The sequence below is a fragment of the Roseovarius nanhaiticus genome (genome assembly GCF_900156535.1).
GTDB lineage: Bacteria > Pseudomonadota > Alphaproteobacteria > Rhodobacterales > Rhodobacteraceae > Roseovarius > Roseovarius nanhaiticus.
On sequence record NZ_FTNV01000003.1, the window covers coordinates 107,132 to 131,268 of the forward strand.

At 64.3% G+C, this 24,137-nt stretch carries 25 protein-coding genes and 2 tRNA genes; 11 read left to right on the forward strand and 16 right to left on the reverse strand.

The features are described 5' to 3' along the window. Positions 1–36 precede the first annotated feature (36 nt). A complete protein-coding gene (locus tag BW975_RS13660; protein ID WP_076534890.1) occupies positions 37–867 on the forward strand; it encodes a fumarylacetoacetate hydrolase family protein in 831 nt (276 codons plus the stop codon). On the opposite strand, the gene BW975_RS13665 is transcribed toward BW975_RS13660, so the two are convergent. Beyond that, positions 864–1,799, reverse strand: coding sequence for an alpha/beta fold hydrolase (locus BW975_RS13665; protein WP_076534891.1), 936 nt, complete (start codon positions 1,797–1,799; stop codon positions 864–866). The two genes, BW975_RS13660 and BW975_RS13665, sit on opposite strands and share 4 nt — an antisense overlap. Beyond that, on the reverse strand, positions 1,799–2,095 hold the full coding sequence (locus tag BW975_RS13670) for an SCP2 sterol-binding domain-containing protein (protein ID WP_076534892.1): 297 nt from the start codon (positions 2,093–2,095) through the stop codon (positions 1,799–1,801). The genes BW975_RS13665 and BW975_RS13670 overlap by 1 nt, the downstream gene beginning before the upstream one ends. 92 nt (positions 2,096–2,187) lie before the next feature. On the opposite strand from BW975_RS13670, the gene BW975_RS13675 reads away from it, so the two are divergent. The 5 genes from BW975_RS13675 (at position 2,188) to BW975_RS13695 (ending at position 7,218) form a co-directional block, all read left to right on the forward strand. Next, a complete protein-coding gene (locus BW975_RS13675; protein ID WP_076534893.1) occupies positions 2,188–2,748 on the forward strand; it encodes a tetratricopeptide repeat protein in 561 nt (186 codons plus the stop codon). 30 nt (positions 2,749–2,778) lie between these two features. Further along, on the forward strand, positions 2,779–5,634 hold the full coding sequence (locus BW975_RS13680; RefSeq protein WP_076534894.1) for a helicase-related protein: 2,856 nt from the start codon (positions 2,779–2,781) through the stop codon (positions 5,632–5,634). Continuing rightward, positions 5,631–6,041, forward strand: a complete 411-nt coding sequence (locus BW975_RS13685; protein WP_076534895.1) for an RNA-binding S4 domain-containing protein — start codon at positions 5,631–5,633, stop codon at positions 6,039–6,041. Before BW975_RS13680 ends, BW975_RS13685 begins: the two co-directional genes overlap by 4 nt. 49 nt (positions 6,042–6,090) lie before the next feature. Next, positions 6,091–6,429: a ferredoxin FdxA gene (gene fdxA, locus BW975_RS13690; RefSeq protein WP_076534896.1), complete on the forward strand. Its 339-nt coding sequence runs from the start codon at positions 6,091–6,093 to the stop codon at positions 6,427–6,429. 276 nt (positions 6,430–6,705) lie between these two features. Next, entirely contained in the window at positions 6,706–7,218 is a 513-nt protein-coding gene (locus tag BW975_RS13695; RefSeq protein WP_076534897.1) for a CarD family transcriptional regulator, read from the forward strand. Positions 7,219–7,283: 65 nt separating this feature from the next. Here the strand turns inward: BW975_RS13695 and BW975_RS13700 are convergent, their stop codons facing one another. After that, on the reverse strand, positions 7,284–8,039 hold the full coding sequence (locus BW975_RS13700) for an adenosylcobinamide-GDP ribazoletransferase (protein ID WP_076534898.1): 756 nt from the start codon (positions 8,037–8,039) through the stop codon (positions 7,284–7,286). An 83-nt stretch (positions 8,040–8,122) separates the two neighbouring features. Here BW975_RS13700 and cobT point away from each other — a divergent pair, with 83 nt between their 5' ends. After that, entirely contained in the window at positions 8,123–9,139 is a 1,017-nt protein-coding gene (gene cobT, locus BW975_RS13705) for a nicotinate-nucleotide--dimethylbenzimidazole phosphoribosyltransferase (protein ID WP_076534899.1), read from the forward strand. Between the two features lie 7 nt (positions 9,140–9,146). Here the strand turns inward: cobT and BW975_RS13710 are convergent, their stop codons facing one another. The 5 genes from BW975_RS13710 to BW975_RS18095 form a co-directional block, all read right to left on the reverse strand. Continuing rightward, positions 9,147–11,084, reverse strand: a complete 1,938-nt coding sequence (locus BW975_RS13710) for a cation:proton antiporter domain-containing protein (protein WP_076535242.1) — start codon at positions 11,082–11,084, stop codon at positions 9,147–9,149. 164 nt (positions 11,085–11,248) lie between these two features. Next, a complete protein-coding gene (locus BW975_RS13715) occupies positions 11,249–13,927 on the reverse strand; it encodes a hypothetical protein (protein ID WP_076534900.1) in 2,679 nt (892 codons plus the stop codon). Between the two features lie 156 nt (positions 13,928–14,083). After that, entirely contained in the window at positions 14,084–15,361 is a 1,278-nt protein-coding gene (locus BW975_RS13720) for an O-acetylhomoserine aminocarboxypropyltransferase/cysteine synthase family protein (RefSeq protein WP_076534901.1), read from the reverse strand. Between the two features lie 357 nt (positions 15,362–15,718). Beyond that, positions 15,719–16,729, reverse strand: a complete 1,011-nt coding sequence (locus BW975_RS13725) for a hypothetical protein (RefSeq protein WP_092746247.1) — start codon at positions 16,727–16,729, stop codon at positions 15,719–15,721. Positions 16,730–16,860: 131 nt separating this feature from the next. Further along, positions 16,861–16,944: transfer RNA gene (locus BW975_RS18095), tRNA-Tyr, on the reverse strand. Positions 16,945–17,119: 175 nt separating this feature from the next. On the opposite strand from BW975_RS18095, the gene rlmB reads away from it, so the two are divergent. The 3 genes from rlmB (at position 17,120) to BW975_RS13740 (ending at position 18,954) form a co-directional block, all read left to right on the forward strand. Continuing rightward, positions 17,120–17,920, forward strand: a complete 801-nt coding sequence (gene rlmB, locus BW975_RS13730; protein ID WP_076534903.1) for a 23S rRNA (guanosine(2251)-2'-O)-methyltransferase RlmB — start codon at positions 17,120–17,122, stop codon at positions 17,918–17,920. A gap of 25 nt (positions 17,921–17,945) precedes the next feature. Continuing rightward, positions 17,946–18,290 carry a hypothetical protein gene (locus BW975_RS13735; protein WP_076534904.1) on the forward strand — a complete coding sequence of 115 codons (345 nt, stop codon included), beginning with the start codon at positions 17,946–17,948 and terminating at the stop codon, positions 18,288–18,290. A 250-nt stretch (positions 18,291–18,540) separates the two neighbouring features. Then, positions 18,541–18,954, forward strand: coding sequence for a CoA-binding protein (locus tag BW975_RS13740; RefSeq protein ID WP_076534905.1), 414 nt, complete (start codon positions 18,541–18,543; stop codon positions 18,952–18,954). Between the two features lie 6 nt (positions 18,955–18,960). Here BW975_RS13740 and BW975_RS13745 read toward each other — a convergent pair whose 3' ends face one another. From BW975_RS13745 to hisF, 3 genes are read right to left on the reverse strand one after another with little or no spacing between them, the layout of a single operon-like run. Continuing rightward, the gene (locus tag BW975_RS13745; protein WP_076534906.1) at positions 18,961–19,251 is read right to left on the reverse strand and encodes a Dabb family protein; all 291 of its coding nucleotides are present in this window, start codon (positions 19,249–19,251) and stop codon (positions 18,961–18,963) included. Position 19,252: 1 nt separating this feature from the next. Next, the gene (locus BW975_RS13750; protein WP_076534907.1) at positions 19,253–19,567 is read right to left on the reverse strand and encodes a phosphoribosyl-ATP diphosphatase; all 315 of its coding nucleotides are present in this window, start codon (positions 19,565–19,567) and stop codon (positions 19,253–19,255) included. Further along, positions 19,564–20,328: an imidazole glycerol phosphate synthase subunit HisF gene (hisF, locus tag BW975_RS13755; RefSeq protein ID WP_076534908.1), complete on the reverse strand. Its 765-nt coding sequence runs from the start codon at positions 20,326–20,328 to the stop codon at positions 19,564–19,566. Before hisF ends, BW975_RS13750 begins: the two co-directional genes overlap by 4 nt. A 123-nt stretch (positions 20,329–20,451) precedes the next feature. Between hisF and BW975_RS13760 the strand changes: the two genes are divergently transcribed. Further along, positions 20,452–20,913, forward strand: coding sequence for a DUF302 domain-containing protein (locus BW975_RS13760; protein ID WP_076534909.1), 462 nt, complete (start codon positions 20,452–20,454; stop codon positions 20,911–20,913). 3 nt (positions 20,914–20,916) lie between these two features. On the opposite strand, the gene hisA is transcribed toward BW975_RS13760, so the two are convergent. The 5 genes from hisA to BW975_RS13785 form a co-directional block, all read right to left on the reverse strand. Further along, positions 20,917–21,636, reverse strand: a complete 720-nt coding sequence (hisA, locus tag BW975_RS13765) for a 1-(5-phosphoribosyl)-5-[(5-phosphoribosylamino)methylideneamino]imidazole-4-carboxamide isomerase (RefSeq protein WP_076534910.1) — start codon at positions 21,634–21,636, stop codon at positions 20,917–20,919. A 23-nt stretch (positions 21,637–21,659) separates the two neighbouring features. After that, the gene (gene hisH / locus BW975_RS13770; protein ID WP_076534911.1) at positions 21,660–22,313 is read right to left on the reverse strand and encodes an imidazole glycerol phosphate synthase subunit HisH; all 654 of its coding nucleotides are present in this window, start codon (positions 22,311–22,313) and stop codon (positions 21,660–21,662) included. A gap of 4 nt (positions 22,314–22,317) precedes the next feature. Then, the gene (hisB, locus tag BW975_RS13775) at positions 22,318–22,905 is read right to left on the reverse strand and encodes an imidazoleglycerol-phosphate dehydratase HisB (protein WP_076534912.1); all 588 of its coding nucleotides are present in this window, start codon (positions 22,903–22,905) and stop codon (positions 22,318–22,320) included. 155 nt (positions 22,906–23,060) lie between these two features. Next, positions 23,061–23,135: transfer RNA gene (locus tag BW975_RS13780), tRNA-Gly, on the reverse strand. A gap of 205 nt (positions 23,136–23,340) precedes the next feature. Continuing rightward, the gene (locus BW975_RS13785; protein WP_076534913.1) at positions 23,341–24,132 is read right to left on the reverse strand and encodes a phosphodiesterase; all 792 of its coding nucleotides are present in this window, start codon (positions 24,130–24,132) and stop codon (positions 23,341–23,343) included. Positions 24,133–24,137 lie beyond the last annotated feature (5 nt).

Consider the following 24,137-nt stretch of genomic DNA (forward strand, 5'->3'; position numbering starts at 1 on the left):
TAGTCTGCGGATGAGGTCAGCAGAAAGGGCGGTGACATGAAATTTGTGCGATATGGCGAGCTTGGGCACGAAAAGCCCGGCGTTCTGGACGCATCGGGCGCTCTGCGCGATCTATCGGACGTGATCGAGGATATTGCGGGCGATATACTGGCGGCGCTGCCAGATGTTGACGTCAACGCATTACCCGAAGTGCCGGGCGCGCCGCGTCTCGGCCCGCCCGTGGGCCGTGTGGGCAAGCTGATCGGGATCGGGCTGAATTATTACGATCATGCCGCCGAAGTGGGGCTGGAGCCGCCGAAAGAGCCGATTATCTTCATGAAGGCGACGTCATCGATCACAGGGCCGAACGATCCGGTCTATCTGCCGCGAGGATCCGTGAAATCCGATTGGGAGGTCGAACTGGGCGTCGTGATCGGCAAGCGGGCGAAATACGTGAGCGAGGCCGATGCGCTGGCGCATGTGGCGGGCTACACCATCGTCAACGATGTGTCCGAACGCGCGTTTCAGACCGAGCGGGGCGGACAGTGGACCAAGGGCAAAAGCTGTGACAGCTTTGGCCCCATCGGACCCTGGCTGGTTACGCCGGACGAGTTGGGTGATGTGCAGGCGCTGGACATGGTGCTGGATCTGAACGGAGAACCGGCGCAGCGGGGCAGCACGTCGTCGATGATTTTCGGCGTGGCCGAGGTGGTTTCCTACCTCAGCCAGATGATGACGCTCCATCCGGGTGACATCATTGCCACGGGCACGCCGCCGGGAGTGGGCATGGGGATGAAACCGCCCCGTTTTCTGCGCGAAGGGGATGTGATGACCCTTGCGATTGCGGGCCTTGGCGCTCAGCGGCAGGAAGTGCGCCAGGACGCCTAGCTGTGCGCGGTCCAGAACCGCTCCAGCATATCCCAGACGGCCTGGCGGGTTTCGGGGCGGTCCATCATCGGCTCGTGCCGCGCGCCGTTCAGCCACTCCAGCCGCGCGCCGGGCCAGCGGGCAATACGCGCCTTGATGCGGGGCACGTCGACGATGCGCTCGTCGGTCCCGACGATGGTCAGGCAAGGCAGATCGGGTGACGGCAGGGCATGAAGGCGCCGGCATTCCTGTAACGCGCCAAAGAGCCAGCGCAGGCTGGGGCCGCCCAAGGACAGTTCGGGATGGTCGGTCAGCTGAGCCACCATATGGGTGTGCATCTCGGCGTCGCGGGTCAGGTCGTTGCTCTCGAACGGCTCGCTTAGCATATAGCTTTTGGGGCCGGTGCTGGGCGCGAACTTATGGCCCAGCCCGACACGCTGGCTGCCCCAACCCAGTGACCAGGCCAACGGTCGCAGGGCGGCACGCATGCGGATACCCCACATCGGAGCCGAGAACGCGGCGCTCGCCACCGGCAGGCCGTCCGCCGCCGCGCGCAGGCCAATGGCGCCGCCCATGGAGTGCGCCAGAAGGTGCCATGGCCGGGGCAGATCCAGCGCCCCGGCGGCGCGCATGAGCGCCGCGACATCCTTTTGGTAATCTTGAAAATCGCCGACGTCCCCGGTCATCGCGTCGCCCGTCAGCCGGTCTGACAGGCCCTGACCGCGCCAATCGATGGTTGCCATCCCGTAGCCCCGCGCGCCCAAATCAGCTGCAGCTCGCCCGTATTTTTCAATAAATTCCGTGCGGCCCGGAAAGAGGATGATCGTGCCGCGCGCGTCTGCAACTGGCCAGGCACCGATCCGCAGCCGCACGCCATCGTCCGCGCGAACCCAGGCTGCGTGGCCGCCATCCGGCCCGCCAGCGATCTCGGCAAAGAAAGGCGCTGTGTCCATCAGCCCAGGATGCGGCCCAGTTTCATTGCGGCGCCGATATCGCCCTTGAGGCCCATCTTGCCGGTCAGATACGCCTTGGCCGGATCCAGATCGCCGCGCACGATATCCTCAAAGACATCCGCTGTAGCTGTCAGGGTTACGTTAGCGTCATCTGCATCTTTGCCGGGCCGCGCGCCCTTTGCGTCGATCACGATGATACCTTCTCCGGTGACGACAAATTTGGCCATCCCGTCCATTCCCTCGGGTTTCAGACGCCGATTGAGGGCTTCGACCGCCTCGTTGATCCTGTCGCTCATCTGCCGCTCCCGCCGATTTGATGAACCTTGCGGCGCCGCATTGCGTTCGGGGGGTTTGCTTTCCCGGCTGCGGCGCTAAACTTGGAAGTGTTATGGGCGCTCTTCGCATCAATCTCAATCCCGCCGTTGCGCTTTGTCTGGCGCTGCTGCTGCCTGCCGCGGGGCAGGCGCAGGACGAATCTCGCCTCGACCAGATGTATGAGGCGCTGAGAACCGCGCCTGCGGACGAGGCGGGCCGCATTGGACGTGAGATTAGACTGGAATTGTCGAAATCCGGCTCTCCCGCGATGAACTTGCTGTTGAAACGGGGGCGCGATGCGATTGCGGGTGGCGATATGGGCCTCGCCATCGAGATTTTGAGCGCGCTGACGGATCATGCGCCGGAATTTGCCGAAGGCTGGCACGCACGCTCGGTTGCGTTTGCGCGGGCCGGCATGCCGGGCGCCGCGATGGGCGATCTTGAGCGCGCGCTGGCGCTCGATCCGCGCAATTTCGCGGCGATCTACAGCCTTGGCGCCCTGCTCGAGCAGATCGGGCAGCCCGCCCTCGCGCTGGACGCCTACGCGCGGGTGGCCGAGATCCACCCGCATTTCGACGACACCGAGGCCAATCTGGCTCGTATCAGCGCCGACACCCAAGGCTCTGCCCTCTGACGTAATCCTGAACCACCGGAGACGAGGCCCATGGCCGATAATGCACGGATCCTTGCGGTTCTGGGCCCTACCAATACCGGCAAGACGCATTTTGCGATCGAGCGGATGCTGGGCTATCCCACGGGCGTCATTGGCCTGCCGCTGCGCCTTTTGGCGCGCGAGGTCTATGACAAGATCGTGCGTGCCCGTGGCCCGTCCGTGGTGGCGCTGGTCACCGGCGAAGAGCGGATCGTGCCGCCGCGCGTCAAATACTGGGTCTGCACGGTCGAGGCGATGCCCGAGGGCATCGGCGCGGATTTCGTCGCGGTGGACGAGATCCAGCTTTGCGCGGATCCCGAACGCGGCCATGTCTTTACCGACCGCCTTCTGCGGATGCGCGGACTGCGCGAGACCCAGTTTCTGGGCGCCGGGACGATGCGCAGCATGATCGCGCAACTGATCCCCGAGGTGGAATTCGTGCCGCGCACCCGAATGTCTGAATTGATGTATTCAGGTTCGAAAAAGATAAGCAAGATGCCTGCGCGTAGCGCGATTGTCGGTTTTTCGGTAGATAATGTATATGCAATTGCCGAGGTGCTGCGGCGGCAGAAGGGCGGCGCAGCGGTTGTCATGGGCGCGCTCAGCCCTCGCACCCGTAACGCTCAGGTCGAGATGTATCAAAACGGCGATGTGGACTATCTTGTCGCCACCGATGCCATCGGGATGGGCCTCAATCTCGATATTGACCACGTCGCTTTTTCCTCGCTGACCAAGTTCGACGGGCGCCGGATGCGCCAGTTGATGCCCAATGAGCTGGCCCAGATCGCCGGACGTGCCGGCCGGGGGATGAGCCATGGCACCTTCGGCGTGACCGGCGAGGCGCCCGAGCTTACACCCGACGTGGCCGAGGCGATCATGGAGCACCGCTTTGCCCCCATTCGTAAGCTGGAGTGGCGCAACGCCGCGCTTCAGATGGGGTCGACCGGCGCGCTGATTACCTCGCTCGAGGCAAAGCCCGATCATGACATTTTGGTGCGCGCCCGCGAGGCGGACGATCTGACTGCGCTGCGGACACTGTCGGAGATTCCCAACGTGCGGGCACGCGCCACGGGCGGCGCGGCGGTGAAGCTTCTCTGGGATGTCTGCCGCATTCCCGATTTTCGCGGCATCAGCCAAGCCGAGCATGCCAGCCTGCTGGAAACCATTTTTTGCGACTTGCACGAATGGGGCCGTATCCCCGACGATTGGCTTGCGCGACAAATCAAGCGCATCGATCGAACCGATGGCGACATTGATACGTTGTCGAAACGTCTGGCGTATATCCGCACATGGACATACGTCGCCCAGCGAAAAGGCTGGGTGGATGACGAAACGCATTGGCGTGAGGCAACGCGCGCTGTAGAAGACCGATTGTCGGACGCGCTGCATGGGGCGCTGACGCAGAGATTTGTGGATCGGCGCACATCCGTGCTCTTGCGTCGGCTCAAGCAGAAGGAAGCCATAGTGGCCGAGGTGAATGAGAATGGTGAAGTGACGGTCGAGGGCGAATTCGTCGGCCGTCTGGATGGGTTCCGCTTCGTGCAGGACAAGACCGCGTCGGGCCAAGAGGCCAAGACGCTGTCGCAGGCCAGCGTTTCGGCACTGGCGCCGCATTTTAACCTGCGCGCTGACCGTTTCTACAACGCACCCGATACCGAGATCGACTTTACCGAGCAGGGCGGCCTCATGTGGGGCAAGGACGCAGTGGGCAAGCTGGTTTCTGGGTCCGATCCGCTCAAGCCCGGCGTAAAGGCCTTTGTCGACGAAGAAGCTGGCCCTGACGTGGTGCAAAAGGTCGAGCGCCGCTTGCAGCATTTTATCGACCGCAAGGTTGCGACCCTCTTCGAGCCACTTTTGAACATCAGCCGGGACGAGACGTTGACGGGCCTGGCACGCGGCTTTGGCTTTCGCATGGTCGAGACGATGGGCGTCATCCCGCGCGGCGACGTGGCCGATGAGGTCAAGGCGCTCGAGCAGGAATCGCGCGGCGCATTGCGCAAACATGGCGTCCGCTTTGGCCAATTTACCATTTTCATGCCGCTTTTGCTGAAGCCGGCACCGACGCGCCTGCGTCTGGTTCTCTGGGGTCTTGCAAATGGAATGGACGAGTTTCCCGAGGCGCCGCCCCCCGGTCTGGTCACCGTGCCGGCCGCCAAGATGCCGCAAGGCTATTACACGATGGCCGGATATCGCGCGGCGGGCGCCCGCGCCATCCGCATCGACATGCTGGAGCGTTTGGCCGACATGCTGCGCGCCGAAGATAGTCGCGGTGGTTTCGAGGCCAAGGCCGATATGCTGTCGATCACCGGCATGACGCTGGAACAGTTCGCGGATTTGATGGAGGGGTTGGGCTACAAGGCCGAGCGCGGCGAGCGCGCCAAGATCAAGCCAGTCGATCAGATCATGGAAGAGGCGCCGGGCGTCGAGCCAGAAGCGGAGACTGTCGAGGACATGGTCGATCAGATCGAGGCCGAAGGGCTTGCTCCGGTGGCCGAGACGCCCGAGCCTGACGCCGAGGTGCCGGCCAACATCCCCGAGATGAGCGAGACCGAGGTCGAGCCGGGCACGCCCGCCGATCCCATCGCACCCTCGGCCGAGCCGGAAGTTTACTACACCTTCACATGGGCCAGCCGGCCCCGCCGTAGCGGGCCGCCCGCCGGTGCACGTGAGGGCGGCGGTCGCGGTAAGCCCCAAGAGGGCCGAGGCAAACCACGCGGCAAGGGCAAGCCCAAGGGCGGCGATCGGGGCGGCAAGCCCGGCGGCGCGGGCAGCAAAAGCTTTGAGGCCAAACCGGCGTCCAAGAAAGACAAGATCGATCCCGATAATCCCTTCGCTGCGGCCCTCATGGGCTTCAACAAGGATAAATGAGCGCAGTTGCCGAGGCGGAGGACGCACCCGATCAGGGCAAGATCCGCCTCGACAAGTGGCTTTGGCACGCGCGGTTTTTCAAAACGCGCGGATTGGCCGCAGGTGTCGTGAAGTCCGGTCATGTGCGCGTGAATGGCAATCGCGCGGGCAAGGCGGCCCATGCAGTCAGGTCCGGTGACGTTCTTACCTTCTCCCAGGCGGACACCGTACGCGTTGTGCGGATACTGGCCCTTGGCACACGGCGCGGCCCGGCTCCGGAGGCGCAGGCCCTCTACGACGATCTGACGCCGCCGCCTGTGAAATCCGAAACACCCGTTTCACCAAATCCCCGCTACGAGGGAAAAGGACGCCCGACCAAGAAGGACCGGCGCAAACTGGACCTCAATCGTCCCGGGGCGCTTGAATGATCTTTGGGCTTGGACTAACTGTCCGGCGATCCTGTTTCGAGAGGCCGATATGACCTACATCGTCAACGATGCCTGCATTTCGTGCAAATATACCGACTGCGTCGAAGTATGCCCCGTAGATTGCTTTTACGAGGGTGAGAACATGCTGGTCATCCATCCTGATGAGTGCATCGACTGCGGCGTTTGCGAGCCTGAATGCCCCGCCGATGCCATTCGCCCGGACACCGAGCCGGACATGGAAAAATGGGTCGAATTCAACCGCAAATACTCCGAGATGTGGCCGGTTATCGTGACCAAGAAGGATCCGCTGCCCGACGCCGCCGAGCGTGACGGCGAGAGCGGCAAGCTGGAGAAATACTTCTCCGAGGCTCCGGGCGAGGGCGGGTGAGGTCGCTCATTCATACGCGCGCGATCAAAATTCTGCCCCGGTGTTTGATCCATCGTCATCAATAGAACCACGTTTTTCAGGCGCTCTTTCTTTGAGCGCCGATTCGTGCTATGCATTGGGTTGATGTAACGCCACGCCCGATATCCATTTCCCCTGCTGACGCTCGGGTATGGATTTTTCTGTGCCTAGACATTGCGCCATGCCCGCACCGGCCATTCGCCGGGGGACATGCGTTTTGCCGATGACATTCGGGTAACCCTGGAAAGGAAGTTCTGAATGAGCAAGTCCAAAAAGTCCGAGTTCAGCCCCAATGATTTTGTCGTTTATCCCGCGCACGGCGTCGGCAAGATCGTGTCGATCGAAAGCCAGGAAATCGCCGGGATCGAGTTGGAATTGTTCGTCATTTCCTTTGAGAAGGACAAGATGACCCTGCGCGTGCCCACGCACAAGGCCACCGAGATTGGCATGCGTTCGCTGTCGTCGCCCGACATCGTGTCGAAGGCAATGACGACGCTCAAGGGCAAGGCCAAGGCCAAGAAGGCCATGTGGTCGCGCCGCGCGCAGGAATACGAGCAAAAGATCAACTCGGGCGACCTCATCGCCATCGCCGAGGTCGTGCGTGATTTGCACCGGACCGACGATCAGCGCGAGCAGAGCTATTCCGAGCGCCAGCTGTACGAGGCCGCGCTGGAGCGTCTGACCCGCGAAGTCGCTGCCGTGAGCGGCGATGACGAGGTCGAGGCAGCGCGCCAGGTGGGCGACGTTCTGATCTCGCGCGCCGCTGCGTAGACGCGCGTAGATAATGATGATTGTGGGCTGCATCCTGCCGGGATGCAGCCCTTTTTCATGGAGCCTCAGGCGAGGATCGACAGCAGTACGGTGATTTCGGCCATCTGTTGCGCCGCGCCCAGCGTATCACCGGTCTGCCCGCCGATCTTGGCCCTGGCGATCAAGCAGGCAAGGGTGCTGACAAGGGCGGCCCAGATCACCACCGGAATTGCGGCCCATCCCAGGAGCAAGAGGCCCGTTCCAAAGGCCAGACCGGCGGCGATCGCGCAGGCGCGGCCATCCGGGCGACCTGTGCCGTGCGACAGCCCGGCACCGCGCGCGTGCGGCAGGGCCCACATCATTGCAGGCATGGCCGCGCGCGACACCGCGCCAGCCGTCACCAATGCGGCCAGCGCCCAGCCGCCGTCCATCTGAAACATCAGCCACAGCGCCGACCAGCGCGCCGCCAGCGACAAAACCAGAGCGATCACGCCGTAGGCGCCGATGCTGCTGTCTTTCATGATCTCCAGCCGCCGTGCCCGCGTCCAGCCGCCCCAAAGACCATCCGCGCTATCGGCCAGACCGTCCTCATGCATGGCGCCCGTCAGGATCACTTGCGCAGCCAAGGCGGCGAGGGCAGCCAGCGCCGGCGGCAGCCCGCAGGCGTGCGCGATCAGACCCACCAGACCTGCCATGAGACCAAGAGCCGCGCCGATCAACGGATAGGCCCAGGCCGCGCCCGCGCCGCGCATCGGCGCATGCGGGAGCGGCAGCCGCGTCAGCAGCGCCGCAGCGGTGTGGATGTCTGCGAGGCGGTTCAGAACAATGTCGTTTTTAGACATCCGCGGCCTTTTGTGGGGTGCGTTTCAAGACGTCTCTGCGATACACCGCCGGCAACGGTGAAGGCAACGGAGAAGGGCAGGCCATGCGCAGGGATTTGAAGACCATGACGGATCTGGCGGCGCTGCTGGCGGACCTGCCCGAACCGGACACCGGGGCGCTGGAGGCAGCGCGCGGACGAAATAATGCTCTGACCAAACCGCCGCGCGCGCTGGGCCGGCTCGAGGACGTGGCGGCGTGGTATTGCGGCTGGCGCGGCGATGCGCGGGCGCAGGTCAGCGCGCCGCAGGTCATTGTCTTTGCCGGCAATCACGGGGTGACGGCGCAGGGCGTTTCGGCCTTTCCGGCCGAGGTGACGGCGCAGATGGTCGCCAATTTCAAGGCGGGCGGCGCCGCGATCAACCAGCTGGCGCGCCTTGTCGGCGCCCGCCTGGACGTTCACGCGATCGAGCTGGATCGCCCCACAGTGGATTTTACCCGCGCCGCTGCGATGGACGAGGCAGAATTCATGGACGCGCTGCGAACGGGCTGGGACGCGGTGGATCCGGCGACGGACCTTTTGGTCACCGGCGAAATGGGCATCGGCAACACCACCTCCGCGTCGGCCATTTGCAATGCGCTCTACGGTGGACAGGCGATCGACTGGACAGGCAAGGGCACCGGCGTCGATGCCGAGGCGATGGCGGTCAAGGCGCGCGTGGTGGGCGAGGGCGTGCGCCGCCATGATGCCCTGCGCCGAGCGCCGCTTCAGGTGCTGCGCGCGCTGGGGGGGCGCGAGCTTGCTGCGATGGCGGGCGCGATCCTGCGCGCGCGCCATCTTCGTATTCCGGTGATCCTCGACGGGTTTATCTGCTGCGCCGCCGCCGCCTGCCTCGAAGGAGCAGCGCGCGGCGCATTGGATCATTGTGTCGCTGGACATGTCAGTGCCGAGGCAGCACATCCGCGCCTCTTGCACCATCTGAACAAGGCGCCCTTGCTGTCCCTGGGGATGCGCCTCGGCGAAGGGACGGGCGCGGCGCTGGCCATAGGTATCGTGCAGGGCGCGCTGGCCTGCCATTCAGGCATGGCGACGTTCGAAGAGGCGGGTGTCAGCAGCGGCTGAGGCGCGCTCAGGCGCTCTTCTTCGGCTCTTCGCCGCCCGATTCCTCGAGCTGGGACAACAGCATCGTCTGAAGTTCGTCTTCCAGCTCGCGGGCGCGGGCGATGTATTTCTCATTTTCGACCGTCGGAATGTCGGGATCCCACAGGGCCGCCAATTCGCGCACCGACAGACGATCGTGGCGATAGAACGTCTCTTCCAACTCGGCGGCCTCGAACTCGGTCAGACCCATATTCTCCAGCACATAGCGCCCGGCCCGCAGGGAGGCATCGAACATCTCGCGAACGATGTCGTCCGCGCCCGCCTGGTAAAGGCGGAAAACGTGATTGCGGTCGCGTGCGCGGGCGATGATGTGCAGATCCGGCCGCTCGCGCCGCGCAAAGCTGACCAGCCGCACCGCGGCATCCGGATCATCGAGGGCGGCGACGAGCACCTTGGCGTCGCGCAGACCGGCTGCCATCAGCATCTCGGGACGTGTCGGATCGCCAAAGAACCCCTTGACCCCGAAACGGCGCATCCGCTGGATCGCGCCGAGATCGTGATCGAGCACGACGGTCTTGTAGCCAGAGGAACGCACGAGGCGGTTCACGATCTGGCCGAACCGACCGATCCCGACCACGATGACGCGGGCCTGCTCATCGACCTCGTCATGCTTCAGATCCTCGCTGGCCTCCTCCATCCGGCTCGACAGCCAATCGTAGAGGATAAAGAGAAGCGGGGTGATCAGCATCGAAATCGCGACGACCAAAAGCAGCATCTCGGTCATGTCGCGCGGAACGACATTTTGCTGCCCCGAGAAGGAAATGAGCACAAAGCCGAATTCGCCCGCCTGCGCGAGCGACAAGGTGAACAGCCACAGATCGCGGCCCCTCAGCTCGAAGATGCGGCCCAGAATGTAAAGGATCGCGCCCTTGATCACGATGACCATCAACGCGAGGCCCAGCACCAGAAAAGGCGCACCGAACAGCAGGACGAAGTTGATGCCTGCGCCGACAGTGATGAAGAACAGACCCAGCAGGAGGCCCTTGAATGGCTCGATGTCCGATTCCAGCTCGTGCCGGAATTCGCTGTTGGCCAGGACCACACCGGCAAGAAATGCACCGAGCGCCGGCGACAGGCCGATCGTGTACATGATGAAGCTGATGCCGCAGACGATCAGGAGGGCCAGCGCCGTATACATCTCGCGCAGACGCGCCAGGTGGATATAGCGAAAAACGGGGCGGGTCAGGTAGACGCCCGCAATGATGATGGCGCCGACGACCCCGATGGTGACGAGTGTGACGCCCCAGCCCGGCAGTCCCTCGACCAGTGACAGGCTGGCCTCGTGATGGCCGTCGCCGCTGGCGCTGGCGGCGTGACCCGCCGCATCCAGTATACTGCCATCCTCGCCGACGGGACGCTGCAGCGCCTCTTCCAGCACCGTCTCGGGCGTTTTGCGCATTGCCAGAAGTGGCAGGAGCGCCAGCATGGGAATGACGGAAATATCCTGGGTCAGAAGCACCGAAAACGCCGAGCGGCCACCACCTGTCTGCATCAGGCCCTTCTCGGACAATGTCTGGAGCACGATGGCCGTTGACGAGAGCGCAAAGATCAATCCGACCGCGAGGCTTACGGTCCAGTCATTGCCGAGCGCCATCACGCACAGCATGATCACCAGCGTGGTCAGCAGCACCTGCATCCCGCCAAGACCAAGCAGCCGGTGGCGCATGTCCCACAGCGCGCGCGGCTCCAATTCGAGGCCAATGAGGAACAGCATCATCACGACGCCGAATTCGGCGAAATGCTGAAGCTCGGCCGTTTCCTGCCCGACAAGGCCGAGGACCGGCCCAATGAGGATGCCCGCTGCGAGGTAGCCCAGAACCGAGCCGAGACCCAGCCGTGCGGCGATCGGCACGGCGATCACGGCGGCGGCAAGGTATATCGAGGCTTGGTAGAGGAAGGCGTCCATCGCGGTCTCCTTGGGGGCGCGCGCGTGCGCGGGATGCAGAGACCCAAGCATAGGGGCGCTGCCGGGTGGCGCAACGGCCAAGCGGCCCCTTTAACGCATCAAACGACTGAATTGGGGTCAGAAACTGCGCGGCTGACCCGGTTTGGGATAGCGCTTGCGCGGGCTCAGCCTTTCGGCATGCGCAGCACCACGTTGCGGCCCCGCTTGATGTAGCGCAACTCGCTCTCGCCGATGGCGGCAACCTGCCCACCATCCAGAGTGTCGCCCACGCGCACCTTCTTGTAGCGCCCATTGCTGAGCCGAACGAGCGCGCGGCGGCTGGCCGAAGAGCCGTAGACACCAATCAGATTGACGTCGCGCATGTTCAGCACGTCCTTGTCGGTCGCCTGACTTGCCACCGAGGCGCTCGACGGCAGGGATACCTGCATCTGCTGCGCCTGCGGTACCGGCTGTGCGGCGGCCTGCCGCTGGGTGCGCTTCACGAGGCTTTCGAAATCGCCGGGGCGGCGCAGCGGTGTCAACGAAGCGGTAACGGCTTGCGGCGTCACGTTCTCGAAGGCGTCGTCATCCAGTGCTTCCTGTTCCGCCTCGGGTGTGGCGGCTACGGCGACGTCGGGCTGGGCACTTGCCGCAGCGATGGCGCGCGACAGCGATGCGCCATCGACCAGTGGCGCGGTGTCGGCGGCCGACGCCGTGCGCAGCGTGGCCGCAGCGGCGGTCATGCTCTCGGGGCGCAGTTGCGGGCGCAGCGCCGCCAGCGAGGCAGCCGCGCCGGTGGTTTCGGCGAGTTCGACCTCGGGAACCTCGGCCAGCGCGCCTGCGTCCGACTCTTCGTCTTCGCCGGGTTGCTGACCTGCGACGATGCTTTGCGGGCGGACTCGAGGGCGGGTGCCAGCGAGGGCAGGATCGCCCTTGAAGACAACGGTTTCGGTCTGTGCCGGCGCGGCGCCATCCTGGGTGGCGGGCGCAGGCACTTCGGCGATCACCGTCACGCTTTGCGCCATTTCGGCGGGCGGCATCAGGGGCGGGCGGCCCGCGACGACCCGCACACCCTCGGGCGTCAAGACGCCGTCGGGCGTTGCGCGGACAAAGCCACGCTCGTCAAAGTCGAATCGCATGCCCGCTGGCGGGGGCGTGCCTGCGGCCTCGGGTGCGGTATCGCGCACATCGGGCGCGCGGCGCGGAAGCTTGCCCGGAAGGCCCAGATCTACACCGGGATCGAGAGACACCTGGTAGAGCTCGGTGATCGGCGCGCCTGCACCCGGTGTTTCGGGCGGCAAGGGCGCCATCTGCCAGATACCGGTCGCGGCATAGCTTGCCAGTGCCTCGCTGGGGGATAGGGGCGTGGGACTGTCGGGCAAGGTCGCCACATCGACTGGCGGCGCTGTCTCGCGGGGCAGCGCCGCGACACGTCCGTCCCCGTCGCCGCTGGGCAGGGGGGCGATCAGTGCGGGTGCGGCGTCCTCGCTGGGTTGGACGGCGGGATCTTCCTCGGTCTCGCTGACGGCGGGCACATCGGCCAGCTTGATGTCGCTGCCGCGGAAGAACCGCGACAGTCCCTCATCGAGAAAAACCGACGCCCAGGCCGCGACGCCCACGAGGAACAGCAACAGGATCGCTGTCAGAATCAGGCCCAGAAAGCGCGGCTTGCCCCGTACTTCGGTCTGGCGCGCTCCGAAAACGGTCATGCGCTGTTTTTCGTCGTGTTTGCTTGGGGTTGCCCGCGGCTGTGATTTCGGCGCGCGGCTTCCGAAGAGGCCGGGCATTTTGCCGGGCTCATTGGCGGCGCTCCCGTTTTGCAGCGGATCGGTCTTGGGGGCTTGCGGCTCGGGCGCGGCGTCGCGGTCGAGGCGCGCTTCGGGATCCGGGCGCAGGCTGGCGGCAAGTTCGGCCATCAGCGCGGGATCGGTCGGGCCCTGATCCGCCGGGCTGGGCAGGCTGGGCGTGGCGCCCGCGCCGGCGTCGGCGCTGGGACCCGTGTCGGCGCCGCCAAGGCGGCTGAGGCGCGGCTCCGCCGCGAGTTTGGGCGACAGGCGCGGCGCGTCATCCCCACCCCGGCTGGCGCGGATCGACGTGAAGGAGGCAGGCGCGGCAGCGGGGCCGTCGTTGCCGTTTGCGATGGGCGCCTTTGTCGGCGCAGGATTGGCTGAGGGCGCCGTCTTCGGCGTGTCGGCCGCGGATGCCGCGCCGGACTTTTCCACCTTGGGCGCAGGGCCTGCTTCGGCCACTGCCTTGGTCGCAGCGGCGGCGACCGGCGTGTCCTGCGGCTCGGCTGGTTTTTCGGGCGCGTGCGCCTTGCTGGAGATCTCGGCCTCTCCGGTAATCCGGACCCGTTCCGCGTCACGTTCGATCACCGTGCCCTCGGGCAGGTTCGCGGCGGCCCAGGCCGTGGCGCCGAAGAACGGCTCACCGCGGTACAGTTCGGTCTCGGGCGTTGCGGCAAAGCTGACGGGCTCGAACCCGTGCTCGACGGCAAAGCTTTCGGCCTCGCCCAACGTCTCCAGCGCGACGGCGGCAATGTGAATCGTACCGTTCTCGGCGGTCCAATCGTATTCCAGATCATCGACCGCGTAGGGCGTGGCGCCATCCAAGGCCGCGCGCACGGCGGCGTCCACATCGCCATCCGCCTCGATCGTCAGATATTTTATCTGGTCATCCGGAAGGACCAGCTTGCACGTGCGATCGCCGGGCAATGCGGCCGCCCGGTCCTGCAAAGCCGAGATTGCGGCGGGCAGATCGGCCACGTCGAAGGCGACCTGGCCCACGCGGGCCCAGCCCGAATAGGTCCGATGGAGCAGTTCAAGCCCCTCGCTGGACAGGATCAGAGAGAAATTCGGTTTCATCGCTTGTCTCTAGCACCCAAAGCCGCGCGGCGAAATGCGCGCCGCGTTTCGCGCCAAGTCTATAGCAGGTTCCTGCCGAACGAAAGACAAAGCCCGTCCGGGCAGGGCCAGCCCCGCCCGGCGTTTCGCCTTATAGCCCCTGATGGGCAGCTGCGCTCAGCCCGCCTTGGCGAGCGCCTGGTCCAGATCCGCGATCAGATCGTCCGCCGTCTCGATCCCGATCGAGATGCGCACCACATCCGGCCCGGCACCCGACGCGCGCTGCTGATCCTCGCTCAGCTGGCGGTGGGTGGTCGAGGCGGGGTGAATTACGAGGCTGCGCGTGTCGCCAAGGTTTGCCACATGGCTGAACAACTCGAGCGCGTCGACGAATTTGACGCAGCCGTCATAGCCCGATTTGAGCGAGATGGTGAAAAGCCCGCTGGCGCCTTTGGGGCAGACTTGCGCCATGCGGCCGTTATAGGGCGACGATTTGAGGCCCGCATAGGTCACGCCCGCAACCGCGTCATGCCCTTCCAGCCATTCCGCGATCTTTTGCGCGTTTTCGCAGTGGCGCTCCATGCGCAGGCTTAGCGTCTCGATCCCCATCAGCGTGTAATGCGCCGCCTGCGGGTTCAGCGTCATGCCCAGATCGCGCAGGCCGATGGCGATGCCGTGGAACGTGAAGGCCAGCGGGCCGAAGGTCTCGTGAAACTTGAGGCCGTGATAGGCAGGCTCGGGCGCCGAGAGCGACGGAAACTTGTCCGAAGCGGACCAGTCGAACTTGCCCGAATCCACCACGGCGCCGCCGGTGACGGTGCCGTTGCCGGTCAGGTATTTGGTCAGCGAATGCACGACCAGTGTCGCGCCATGTTCGATCGGGCGGCAGAGATATGGCGTCGCGGTGGTGTTATCCACGATCAGCGGAACACCCGCCTTGTCGGCAATGTCGGCGACGCTGCGCAGATCGGCGATGTGCCCGCCCGGATTGGCGATGGATTCGCAAAATACCGCGCGCGTGTCATCGTCGATTGCATCCGCGATAGCGTCCATATCGTCGATATCGACGAATTTGGCGGACCAGCCGAAGCGCTTGATTGTCTGGCTGAACTGCGTGACCGAGCCGCCATAGAGCCGCGTTGAAACCACCACGTTCTTGCCCGGCGCCATCAGCGGGAAAAGCGCCATGATCTGCGCCGCGTGCCCGGACGAGCAGCAAACCGCGCCTGCGCCGCCCTCGAGCGTGGCAACACGCTCTTGCAGCGCGGCGACGGTGGGGTTGGTCAGGCGCGAATAGATATAGCCGACTTCCTGAAGGTTGAAGAGCTTGGCCGCGTGTTCCGCATCGCGAAAGGCGTAGGCCGTGGTCTGATAGATCGGGATCTGCCGTGCGCCGGTGGCGGGATCGGGCCGTGCGCCCGCGTGAACCTGCAATGTGTCGAAACCGAGTGTCATGATGCGCCCCTTGTGCAAATTAACTTGGGCTATCTTTATTGGATGGCCGCCGGGCGGGCAATGATCAAGGTTTTCAGGATCATGATGAGGGCGGCGGCAGGATGCGCTCATTTGCGCCTGTAAACGCCCGTGAGGCTGGGGGGGCTGATCAGCCGGTAGCGGCGCCGCCTCGCTTTCTGGCACCATGATCTGCGTGCCGCCAAGCGCGAGCCCCTATGGCGCAGGTCGCTGAGCGTGTGATAGCCGGGCGCTAAGACCGTAGCGCCCGCCACCTCAAGCGCCTCGATTGTCAGGCTGGCATCCATGCCCGAGCCTGCGCGGGCGATGACAACGGGCGCGCCCGCCTGCCGGCGCGTCTCATCGCATCCAGAAGCCGTTGCGCTTGATCGTATTGCGGATGGCTTGTTCGCGCCTCGGCAGGTCATTCTGATCAAAGAGCGCGCGGGTTTTCAGGCCGCGGCCCTGATAGACCATGCGCTTGATCGGATCATATTCCTTGAGGACCTTCTTGACCCGATTGTGGTCTGTGATGTGATCCAGCGCCGCGATCACGTGATCCGCCTCGCGCGCGTAAAGCAGGGGCAGAAGGCGGTAGTGGCAGCTGACCGATCCATCGAGATAGCCCGCTGGCAGCGCATCGCGCCCGCCGCCGAGCCTGTGAATGACGAGGGGCAGCGCCACTTGGTCTAGCCACGGGTCAAGCTCCTGGCAGATCAGCTCTTCGGGGGGATCGTCGCGGATGGCGAGCGCGTAGTCCAGAAAGCGCTGACCGAAGGCGCGGGGGCATTTGTAGAAGAAGAACCCCGCGTTGAAGTAAAGATAGCGTTTCCAATACTCGTCGGGCTGCGCGAGATCGAGCGAGCTTTCGTAGTCCAGTCCGAACTTGTCGTAGAGCGATTTCCAGATGGCACCGTATTGGGGGCCGTAAAGCTCGGGCTTGGGCCACGTGCCTTCGCGGCGCAGCGATGCGCTGGGCCTGTCGAAATCAAAGGGCACTCTGGCCAGATCGCCAGTGATCAGCGTGTCGGTGTCGAAGAAAACGAACGGCTCGCCCTCGGGCAGCGCGGCCAGCATCTCGATCTTGTTGCCATAGGGATAGCTGTGGCCGAAATGGCGGCTTTCAAATGGAATGATCTCGGCGCCCAGCTCGGCCAGCATGGCGCGCAGATCGCCATTGCCCATGCGCGGGTCATTGGGCCAAAGCGGGCCGGGCTGCGGCTCGGCGATCAGCAGACGGCCTTGGAAGTCCGGCGCATAGCTGCGCAAGGACAGCGCGAAGAGCAGCGCCTCGTATTGCAGGCGGCCATTCTGTCCGACGATCACAACGTTGAAATTTTGCGTATGTGCGGGCTGCCCGGCCATGTCCATCCTGTTGGTGCGACGTGTTTTTCCGGCACTATAGGCCGAGCACTGTCGATGCAGAAGGGAAGATTGCGCAAAATGCTCGGCATTGTTTCCGCGGGCGGCACAGTTTGGTCTATTCGGAAATTGGAAGAAAGTGGTGGGCGACCCAGGAATCGAACCTGGCGTGCGTCTCCGCGAGGGAGTTACAGTCCCCTGCCACACCTTGCGGCCTGTCGCCCACTTGGCCAGAGGCTTGCGCGTCTGGCGTGGGGCGCTGATTACTAGCGCGCCCGTGAGGCGTCAACCGCAAAAAACACCGCGCGGGCCTGGGCTTTGCAGAGTGCGGAAATCGCCTTGCGCGCGGGGCGGGGGCGCATGATATTGCGCGCCCTAGGCATCAAGAGGCGGCGCGCGATGAAAAAACCGAAATGGGTGGTCGAAAAGGAGCAGGCCAAGAAGGTCGCCGAAGCCGAGACCGTCTGGCTTTTCGGTCTGCACGCCGTGCGCGACGCGCTGATGAACCCGGCGCGCGAGAAGCTGCGCCTGATCGTGACTCTGAACGCCCGAAACAAGTTGCAGGAGGCGATCGACGCGTCCGGCATGACGCCCGAAGAGGCCGATCCGCGCAAATTTCCCGCCCCGATCGACCCCGGCTCGGTTCATCAGGGTGCCGCGCTGGAGGTCAAGCCGCTGGATTGGGGCGATCTGGAGACTTTGGCGCTGGGCGGTGGTGGTGGCGATGGCGAGAGCGGGCGCCCGCCGCGCATGATCTTGCTAGACCGCGTGACCGACCCGCATAATGTGGGCGCGATCCTGCGCTCGGCCGAGGTGTTCGGCGCCTGCGCCGTCGTTGCGCCGCGCCATCACTCTGCCCCCGAGACGGGCGCGCTGGCCAAGACCGCCAGCGGCGCGCTGGAGCGGCAACCCTACAAGCAGGTGCGCAATCTGGCGGACGCCATCCAGCAATTGCAGAAGATGGGCTATCTGGTGCTGGGCCTCGATGGCGAAGCAGAATTGACCGTGGCCGAGGCCGTGAAGGGCCGGATGGACCGCCCGGTGGCGCTGGTGCTGGGTGCCGAAGGGCCGGGGCTGCGCCAGAAGACGCGTGAAACCTGCGACATTTTGGTCAAAATCCCTTATTTCGGGGAATTCGGCTCGCTCAATGTCTCAAATGCGGCGGCGGTGGCCTTATATGCCAGTCAGGCGCCGGACTAGGCCGCGCGCCTGAGCGGGAGAGCGGATGCGCAAAATCGTCACATGCTGCTATTGCGGGACGCGCGCGGCGCTGGTGTTGCGCGGCGACAGCCGTCATGAGCTGTCCTGCGCCGCCTGCGGCGCGCCGCTCCATGAGATGAAAGCGATGCCATGCGCTGCGCAAGAGCGCGGCAAGGCTCATCGCGCCTCGGCGCCGCGCCGCCGGCCCGCACCGCATCCTTACGATGTCCGTCGCGAGGACTACGAAGAGCGCCGCCGCGCCGAGCGCGAGATGCACCGCCAGCCCGCGCGTCGCCGCAAGCGGCGAAAGCCGTTCTTGCGCAAGGCATTCGAGGAAATCTGGGATGTGGTCGAGGACATCTTTGATTGAGACGGGCAGTCAGGCTGCGGGAAAGGGCTATTGCAAGCATCCTGATACAAAACGCCGCATGGTGATCACAGCTTTGCTACCGCCTCTTCTTAATCGGTAATTGAGACCTAAATGGTACTTTATGGACGCCGAACCGGAACTTCGGTGTCTCTTATCACTGTCCCTCGTTCCGTGACTGCGCCCGAAGTCTATACTTCGGGCGTTTTTTTGTGCAGCGTGCAGGTGCAAAAATCGCTTTTCAGGGTGGCCCATGACGGATGACGATATCTACGAGGCATTGCAGAGCGCGCGCCGCATCGCGCTGGTCGGTGCGTCAGCCAATCCCGCACGGCCCAGTCACCGCGTCATGCATTTTTTGCTGAACGCGGGTTATGACGTGGTGCCGGTCAATCCGGGATTGGCGGGTCAGAACCTGTTGGGTCAGGAAGTTGTGGCGCGCCTTTCCGACATCAAGGGGCATGTCGACATGATCGACATCTTTCGCGCGCCCGAACATGTCCCGCAGGTCGTGACCGAGGCGCTGGCGAAGTTTCCGGACCTCTCGACCATCTGGATGCAGCTGGGCGTGGTGCATGAGGAGGCTGCGCGCGAGGCGCGAGAGCGCGGCGTGACAGTGATCATGGATCGCTGCCCGGCGATCGAATATCCGCGACTGATGAGCTGATGCAGCTTAGTCCGCGACAAAATCTGCGGCGATACGCATCTCTCGCATGGGGCGGACATGTGCGGTACAAGCGGCGTAGGTTGGATGCGCCTTGAACGCAGCCAACGCGGCTTCGTCCGTGAATTCCGCGTAGACAATCAGATCGGGAGCCTCTTGGGTGATGGCATCGCTACGCAGATTGCGACCCACCTCGAAATGCTCCGCGTGCGGAATGTCGGCCAGCATCATCAGGCCCTCGCGGACCTTTTCGACATCATGATGCGCATTGGCCGAGAAAAAAACAATGTGCCTGATCATGTTAGCCTTCTTGCCTGCTGGCCTTTTCCACAAGGCCGGATTGGGATTGGCGCCGCTCGAGCTCGGCCATGACATCTTTCAAGGATACATCCCGCGCCCGCAGCATGACCATGAGATGAAACAGCACATCCGCCGCCTCATTGGTCAGCGCCGCGCGGTCGCCCTTGACTGCCTCGATGATTGCCTCGACGGCTTCCTCGCCAAATTTCTCGGCGCATTTCTCGGGGCCCTTGGACAGCAGCTTGGCGGTCCAGCTGGCCTCTGGGTCGGCTTCGGCACGCCGGGCGATGACCGCCTCCAAATCGTCCAAGGTCATAGGCCCGTCCTCATGGGTATTCCGGCAGCGGTCATATGCGCCTTGGCCTCGCCGATGGTGAATTCGCCAAAGTGAAAGATCGACGCGGCCAACACCGCGCTGGCGCCGCCTTCCTTCACACCATCGACCAGATGATCGAGGGTGCCGACCCCGCCCGAGGCGATGACAGGCACATCCACCGCATCGCTGATGGCCCGCGTGAGGGGAATGTTGAACCCGGCGCGTGTGCCGTCGCGGTCCATCGAGGTCAGCAGGATCTCGCCCGCGCCATATCCGGCGACCAGCCGCGCGAACTCGACCGCGTCGATGCCTGTCTCGCGGCGCCCGCCATGGGTAAAGATCTCCCACTTGCCCGGGCTGACGGTCTTGGCGTCGATGGCGACCACGATACATTGGCTGCCGAACTGATCCGACGCCTCGCGCACCACTTCGGGGCGGGCGACGGCGGCGGAGTTGAAGCTGACCTTGTCGGCCCCCGCCAGCAGCAGCGCGCGCACATCGGCGGGCGTGCGCACCCCGCCGCCGACGGTCAGCGGGATATAGCACTCTTCGGCCGTGCGGCGCACCACGTCGAACATGGTGCCGCGGTTCTCGTGCGTCGCGTGAATGTCGAGGAAGCACAGCTCGTCCGCCCCGGCCGCGTCATAGGCGCGCGCCGCATCCACGGGATCCCCCGCATCGCGCAGATCGACGAAATTCACGCCTTTGACCACGCGGCCGTCGGCGACGTCGAGGCAGGGAATGATGCGGGTTTTCAGCATGGCGACTTACGGCCCCTCGGTGATCACCTGGGCATCGGTGCCCGTGTTAAGGCGATTGTCTATGAGCAAATCGGCCTACATGCTAGGGTCGAATGCCGAAAAAACCGCAGAAGGAGAGTTTCGATGAAGCAATTGATAACTGCCGCTATTTTCGCCCTGATGGGCAGCATGGTCAGCGCGAACGAAGAAAGTGTGACCCATGTCGAGGCTGTCGGCGACGTGGCCGAGACCATGTCAGGATTGCAAAAGGCCGTGAACGAGGCGGGCGCGACCGTATTTGCCATGGTCGATCATGCCGAGGGCGCCGAGCGGGCCGGGATGGACCTGGCCCCTGCGCAACTGTTGATCTTTGGCAATCCCAAGATGGGAACGCAGGTGATGCAGGACGACATCCTGGCGGGTCTGCACTTGCCCATGAAGGTGCTGGTCTACGAGGATGAGGGCGGGCAGGTCTACCTTGCCTATGAGGATCCGGCGATCATGCTGGGCAATCTGAGCGGCGTTGCGCCCGGCGCCACCTATATTGCCGAGATGCGCGCGGCCCTCAGCAAGCTGACCAACAAGGCCGCCAGCGCCGATCACTGAGCCCTAGCGCAGCGCGTCCAGCGCGCTGCGCAGATCCAGCGCTCCGTCATAAAGCGCGCGGCCCGAGATGGCGCCGTTCAGCGGCGCACCGCAATCGCGCAGGGCCAGCAGGTCGTCGAGCGAGCTGACACCGCCCGACGCGATGACAGGAATGCTGACAGCACGCGCCAAGGCCGCCGTCGCCTCGATATTCGGGCCCTGCATGGCGCCGTCGCGTTCAATATCGGTGTATATGATCGCGGCAACGCCCGCGTCCTCGAAACTGCGGGCAAGGTCTGTGACCATCACTTCGGTCTCCTCCGCCCAGCCCTTGGTGGCCACGCGGCCGTTGCGTGCATCTATGCCGACGGCGACCTGGCCCGGAAACGCCTTTGCCGCCTCACGCACGAGCGCGGGGTTCTCCACTGCAACGGTGCCCAGGATGACGCGGGCGAGGCCCTTGGACAGCCACGCTTCGATCGTCGCCATATCACGGATGCCGCCCCCCAGCTGAGCGGGCACCTTGCAACGATTCAGAATCTCCTCGACCGGCGCGGCATTGACGGGCGTGCCCGCAAAGGCGCCATTCAGATCGACCAGATGCAGCCACTCGCAACCCGCCGCAACAAAGGCTTCGGCTTGCGCTGCCGGGTCGTCATTAAAGACAGTCGCTGCCTCCATCTCGCCGCGCAAGAGACGCACGGCCTGGCCGTCTTTGAGGTCGATGGCGGGGTATAGGATCATGGTATTACTCGCAAAAATGGGGATCAGGGCGCCCAGCGCAGGAAATTCGAGATCATGCGCAGTCCGGTGGCCTGGCTTTTCTCGGGGTGGAACTGCGTGCCGATCATGTTGTCCCGGCCCACCACCGCGGTCACTTGCCCGCCATAGTCCACATGCGCCAGCAGATGCGCCGGGTCGGTGACCTTGAACTGGTAGGAATGAACGAAATACGCGTGCTGCCCCGTCTCAATTCCCTCGAAAACCGGATGCGCCGCGTCCAGTACCAGATCGTTCCAGCCCATATGCGGCACCTTCAGCGCCGGATCCGAGGGCGTGATCGCCTCGACCGTGCCGCCGATCCAGTCGAAGCCGTCCGTCTCACCATGCTCGAGCCCGCGGGTGGCCAGCATCTGCATCCCGATGCAAATCCCCATGAAGGGGCGGGCGCGATCCATCACCGCCTCGCGCATCGCTTCGAAGAGGCCGCGATGATCATATAGCTCGGCCCGGCAGGCCGCGAAGGCGCCATCACCGGGCAGTACGACACGGTCCGCATGGCGCACGGTATCCGGGTCCGAGGTGACCAGCACCTCGCCCGTATCCGTCTCGCGCGCCATGCGTTGAAAGGCTTTCTCGGCCGAGTGCAGATTGCCGCTTTCGTAGTCAACGATGACGGTTTTTTGAGGCCCTGCGCGCATGGGTCTAGAGCATTCCCTTGGTCGACGGGATCGCGTCGGCCTTGCGTGGGTCGGTCTCGACCGCCTCGCGCAGGGCGCGGGCGACGGCCTTGAAGGCCGCTTCCGCCATGTGGTGGCTGTTAATTCCGTGCAAGGCATCGACATGCAGGGTCATGCCGGAATGGGTTGAGAAGGCTTGGAAAAACTCGCGCACCAGCTCGGTGTCGAAGGCACCGATCTTGGCCGTGGGCAAATCCATGTTCCACACCAGATAGGGCCGTCCGCTCAGATCCAGCGCCGCGCGTACCAGCGCATCATCCATCGGCAGCAGGCAGGCGCCATAGCGGCGGATGCCGCGTTTGTCGCCTAGTGCCTCGGCCAAAGCCTGACCCAGCGCAATGCCAACATCTTCGACGCTGTGGTGGTCGTCGATATGCAGATCGCCGTCGCAGGTGATCTGCATGTCGATCAGCGAATGACGTGCCAGCTGGTCCAGCATGTGGTCGAAAAATCCGACGCCGGTGGTATTGGCATAGCTGCCGGTCCCATCCAGCGTGATGGCGACGCTGATATCTGTCTCGGCGGTCTTGCGGGTGATTGTGGCGCTGCGCATGTCGCTCTCCTGATCTTTGCCGCGCTTATAGGCAGATCGCGACGCCGCGCCAAGGGCAACGGATCAAACGTTCATTTCAAACAAGGCTGTCGGCTGAAACAGAAAAGGCCGCCCTCAGGCGACCTTGATCTTGTGACCGTGGGTGGCGGTCTAATTGGAGCGGGCGAGGCGATTCGAACGCCCGACCCTAACCTTGGCAAGGTTATGCTCTACCCCTGAGCTACGCCCGCACCGATTGAGGGCTGTCTACAAATTGCCGCGCGGCGCTGCAAGGGCAAAAGTCGCGCGCTGCGCAAAAATTTCGCGGCCAATGCCCTTACCCCGACGGCAGGTCGCGCGTCGGCACGCGGATCAGCGTTTTCGGCTTCATCTTGGCAAAAATACTCTGGGGGTGCGGGGGTGAAACCCCCGCCGCCGCCCGCCGCAGGGCGGGCCTTAGACATAGCTGAGCGCTTTGCGCTCCGGCACTCCGAAATCCTCGGAATGCACGATGGGCCCCTCGGGACCCAGGTAGAGGATACCATAGGCGCCCGGCTCGTCTATCGAGCTGTGGCTGTCCATGCCCGGCCGCAGAATGGGCGATTGGTGGCAGGGGCTTTTCAGGATGGTCGTTGGAATACCGCCGGCCGGTCCAGAGATGGTGCGGTGCATATGTCCGGCAATGATCTGACATGTGTTTGCGCGCCGTTTGAGAACGGCCAGGAGGGCGGCGCGATTCGTCAGCCCTATTTCGTCCATCGCGTCAAAGCCGGTCAGCATGGGCGGATGATGCAAGAACAGCACCACTGGCCGCCCCTCGGCGCCGGCCAGTGCCGCATCCAGCCAGGCAAGCCGGACGTCGCAAACCACGCCTGCGTGCTGCCCGTCGTCGACGGTATCCAGCAGAATCAGCCGGGCGTCCTGCGTGTCGACAACCTCGCAGACATGGCCCTCAGACGTGCGCGGCGCGTCGGGAAAGGCCGCGGCAAAAATCGCCCGGCGGTCGTGATTGCCGATGGTCAGATGCACGGGCAGGGGGCAATCTGCCAGCGCGGTGCGGAGGTGAGCGTATTCCTCGGGACGGCCATGATGTGTCAGATCGCCGGTGACGACGATCCGTTCGGCATCGGGAAATTGCGCCAGCGCATGGGCCAGGCCCGCGCGGAACCGTGCATCGGGATCCAAGTGTCCGATGCGGCCGCCGGGCGCCGTATAATGGAGATCGGTAAAGATCAGGGTCTTGCGCATGCGCG

What these genes read in the sequence shown, in the direction of transcription:
- BW975_RS13700 (WP_076534898.1), bottom strand. Translation starts at nt 8,039, where the DNA reads ATGTCTAAAAACGACATTGTTCTGAACCGCCTCGCAGACATCCACACC.
- BW975_RS13695 (WP_076534897.1), top strand. Translation starts at nt 6,706, where the DNA reads ATGAGCAAGTCCAAAAAGTCCGAGTTCAGCCCCAATGATTTTGTCGTT.
- rlmB (WP_076534903.1), top strand. Translation starts at nt 17,120, where the DNA reads ATGAAAAAACCGAAATGGGTGGTCGAAAAGGAGCAGGCCAAGAAGGTC.
- BW975_RS13715 (WP_076534900.1), bottom strand. Translation starts at nt 13,927, where the DNA reads ATGAAACCGAATTTCTCTCTGATCCTGTCCAGCGAGGGGCTTGAACTG.
- hisF (WP_076534908.1), bottom strand. Translation starts at nt 20,328, where the DNA reads ATGCTGAAAACCCGCATCATTCCCTGCCTCGACGTCGCCGACGGCCGC.
- BW975_RS13710 (WP_076535242.1), bottom strand. Translation starts at nt 11,084, where the DNA reads ATGGACGCCTTCCTCTACCAAGCCTCGATATACCTTGCCGCCGCCGTG.
- BW975_RS13750 (WP_076534907.1), bottom strand. Translation starts at nt 19,567, where the DNA reads ATGACCTTGGACGATTTGGAGGCGGTCATCGCCCGGCGTGCCGAAGCC.
- BW975_RS13665 (WP_076534891.1), bottom strand. Translation starts at nt 1,799, where the DNA reads ATGGACACAGCGCCTTTCTTTGCCGAGATCGCTGGCGGGCCGGATGGC.
- fdxA (WP_076534896.1), top strand. Translation starts at nt 6,091, where the DNA reads ATGACCTACATCGTCAACGATGCCTGCATTTCGTGCAAATATACCGAC.
- BW975_RS13680 (WP_076534894.1), top strand. Translation starts at nt 2,779, where the DNA reads ATGGCCGATAATGCACGGATCCTTGCGGTTCTGGGCCCTACCAATACC.
- hisA (WP_076534910.1), bottom strand. Translation starts at nt 21,636, where the DNA reads ATGATCCTATACCCCGCCATCGACCTCAAAGACGGCCAGGCCGTGCGT.
- cobT (WP_076534899.1), top strand. Translation starts at nt 8,123, where the DNA reads ATGCGCAGGGATTTGAAGACCATGACGGATCTGGCGGCGCTGCTGGCG.
- BW975_RS13685 (WP_076534895.1), top strand. Translation starts at nt 5,631, where the DNA reads ATGAGCGCAGTTGCCGAGGCGGAGGACGCACCCGATCAGGGCAAGATC.
- BW975_RS13745 (WP_076534906.1), bottom strand. Translation starts at nt 19,251, where the DNA reads ATGATCAGGCACATTGTTTTTTTCTCGGCCAATGCGCATCATGATGTC.
- hisH (WP_076534911.1), bottom strand. Translation starts at nt 22,313, where the DNA reads ATGCGCGCAGGGCCTCAAAAAACCGTCATCGTTGACTACGAAAGCGGC.
- BW975_RS13785 (WP_076534913.1), bottom strand. Translation starts at nt 24,132, where the DNA reads ATGCGCAAGACCCTGATCTTTACCGATCTCCATTATACGGCGCCCGGC.
- BW975_RS13735 (WP_076534904.1), top strand. Translation starts at nt 17,946, where the DNA reads ATGCGCAAAATCGTCACATGCTGCTATTGCGGGACGCGCGCGGCGCTG.
- hisB (WP_076534912.1), bottom strand. Translation starts at nt 22,905, where the DNA reads ATGCGCAGCGCCACAATCACCCGCAAGACCGCCGAGACAGATATCAGC.
- BW975_RS13670 (WP_076534892.1), bottom strand. Translation starts at nt 2,095, where the DNA reads ATGAGCGACAGGATCAACGAGGCGGTCGAAGCCCTCAATCGGCGTCTG.
- BW975_RS13760 (WP_076534909.1), top strand. Translation starts at nt 20,452, where the DNA reads ATGAAGCAATTGATAACTGCCGCTATTTTCGCCCTGATGGGCAGCATG.
- BW975_RS13660 (WP_076534890.1), top strand. Translation starts at nt 37, where the DNA reads ATGAAATTTGTGCGATATGGCGAGCTTGGGCACGAAAAGCCCGGCGTT.
- BW975_RS13740 (WP_076534905.1), top strand. Translation starts at nt 18,541, where the DNA reads ATGACGGATGACGATATCTACGAGGCATTGCAGAGCGCGCGCCGCATC.
- BW975_RS13675 (WP_076534893.1), top strand. Translation starts at nt 2,188, where the DNA reads ATGGGCGCTCTTCGCATCAATCTCAATCCCGCCGTTGCGCTTTGTCTG.
- BW975_RS13720 (WP_076534901.1), bottom strand. Translation starts at nt 15,361, where the DNA reads ATGACACTCGGTTTCGACACATTGCAGGTTCACGCGGGCGCACGGCCC.
- BW975_RS13725 (WP_092746247.1), bottom strand. Translation starts at nt 16,729, where the DNA reads ATGGACATGGCCGGGCAGCCCGCACATACGCAAAATTTCAACGTTGTG.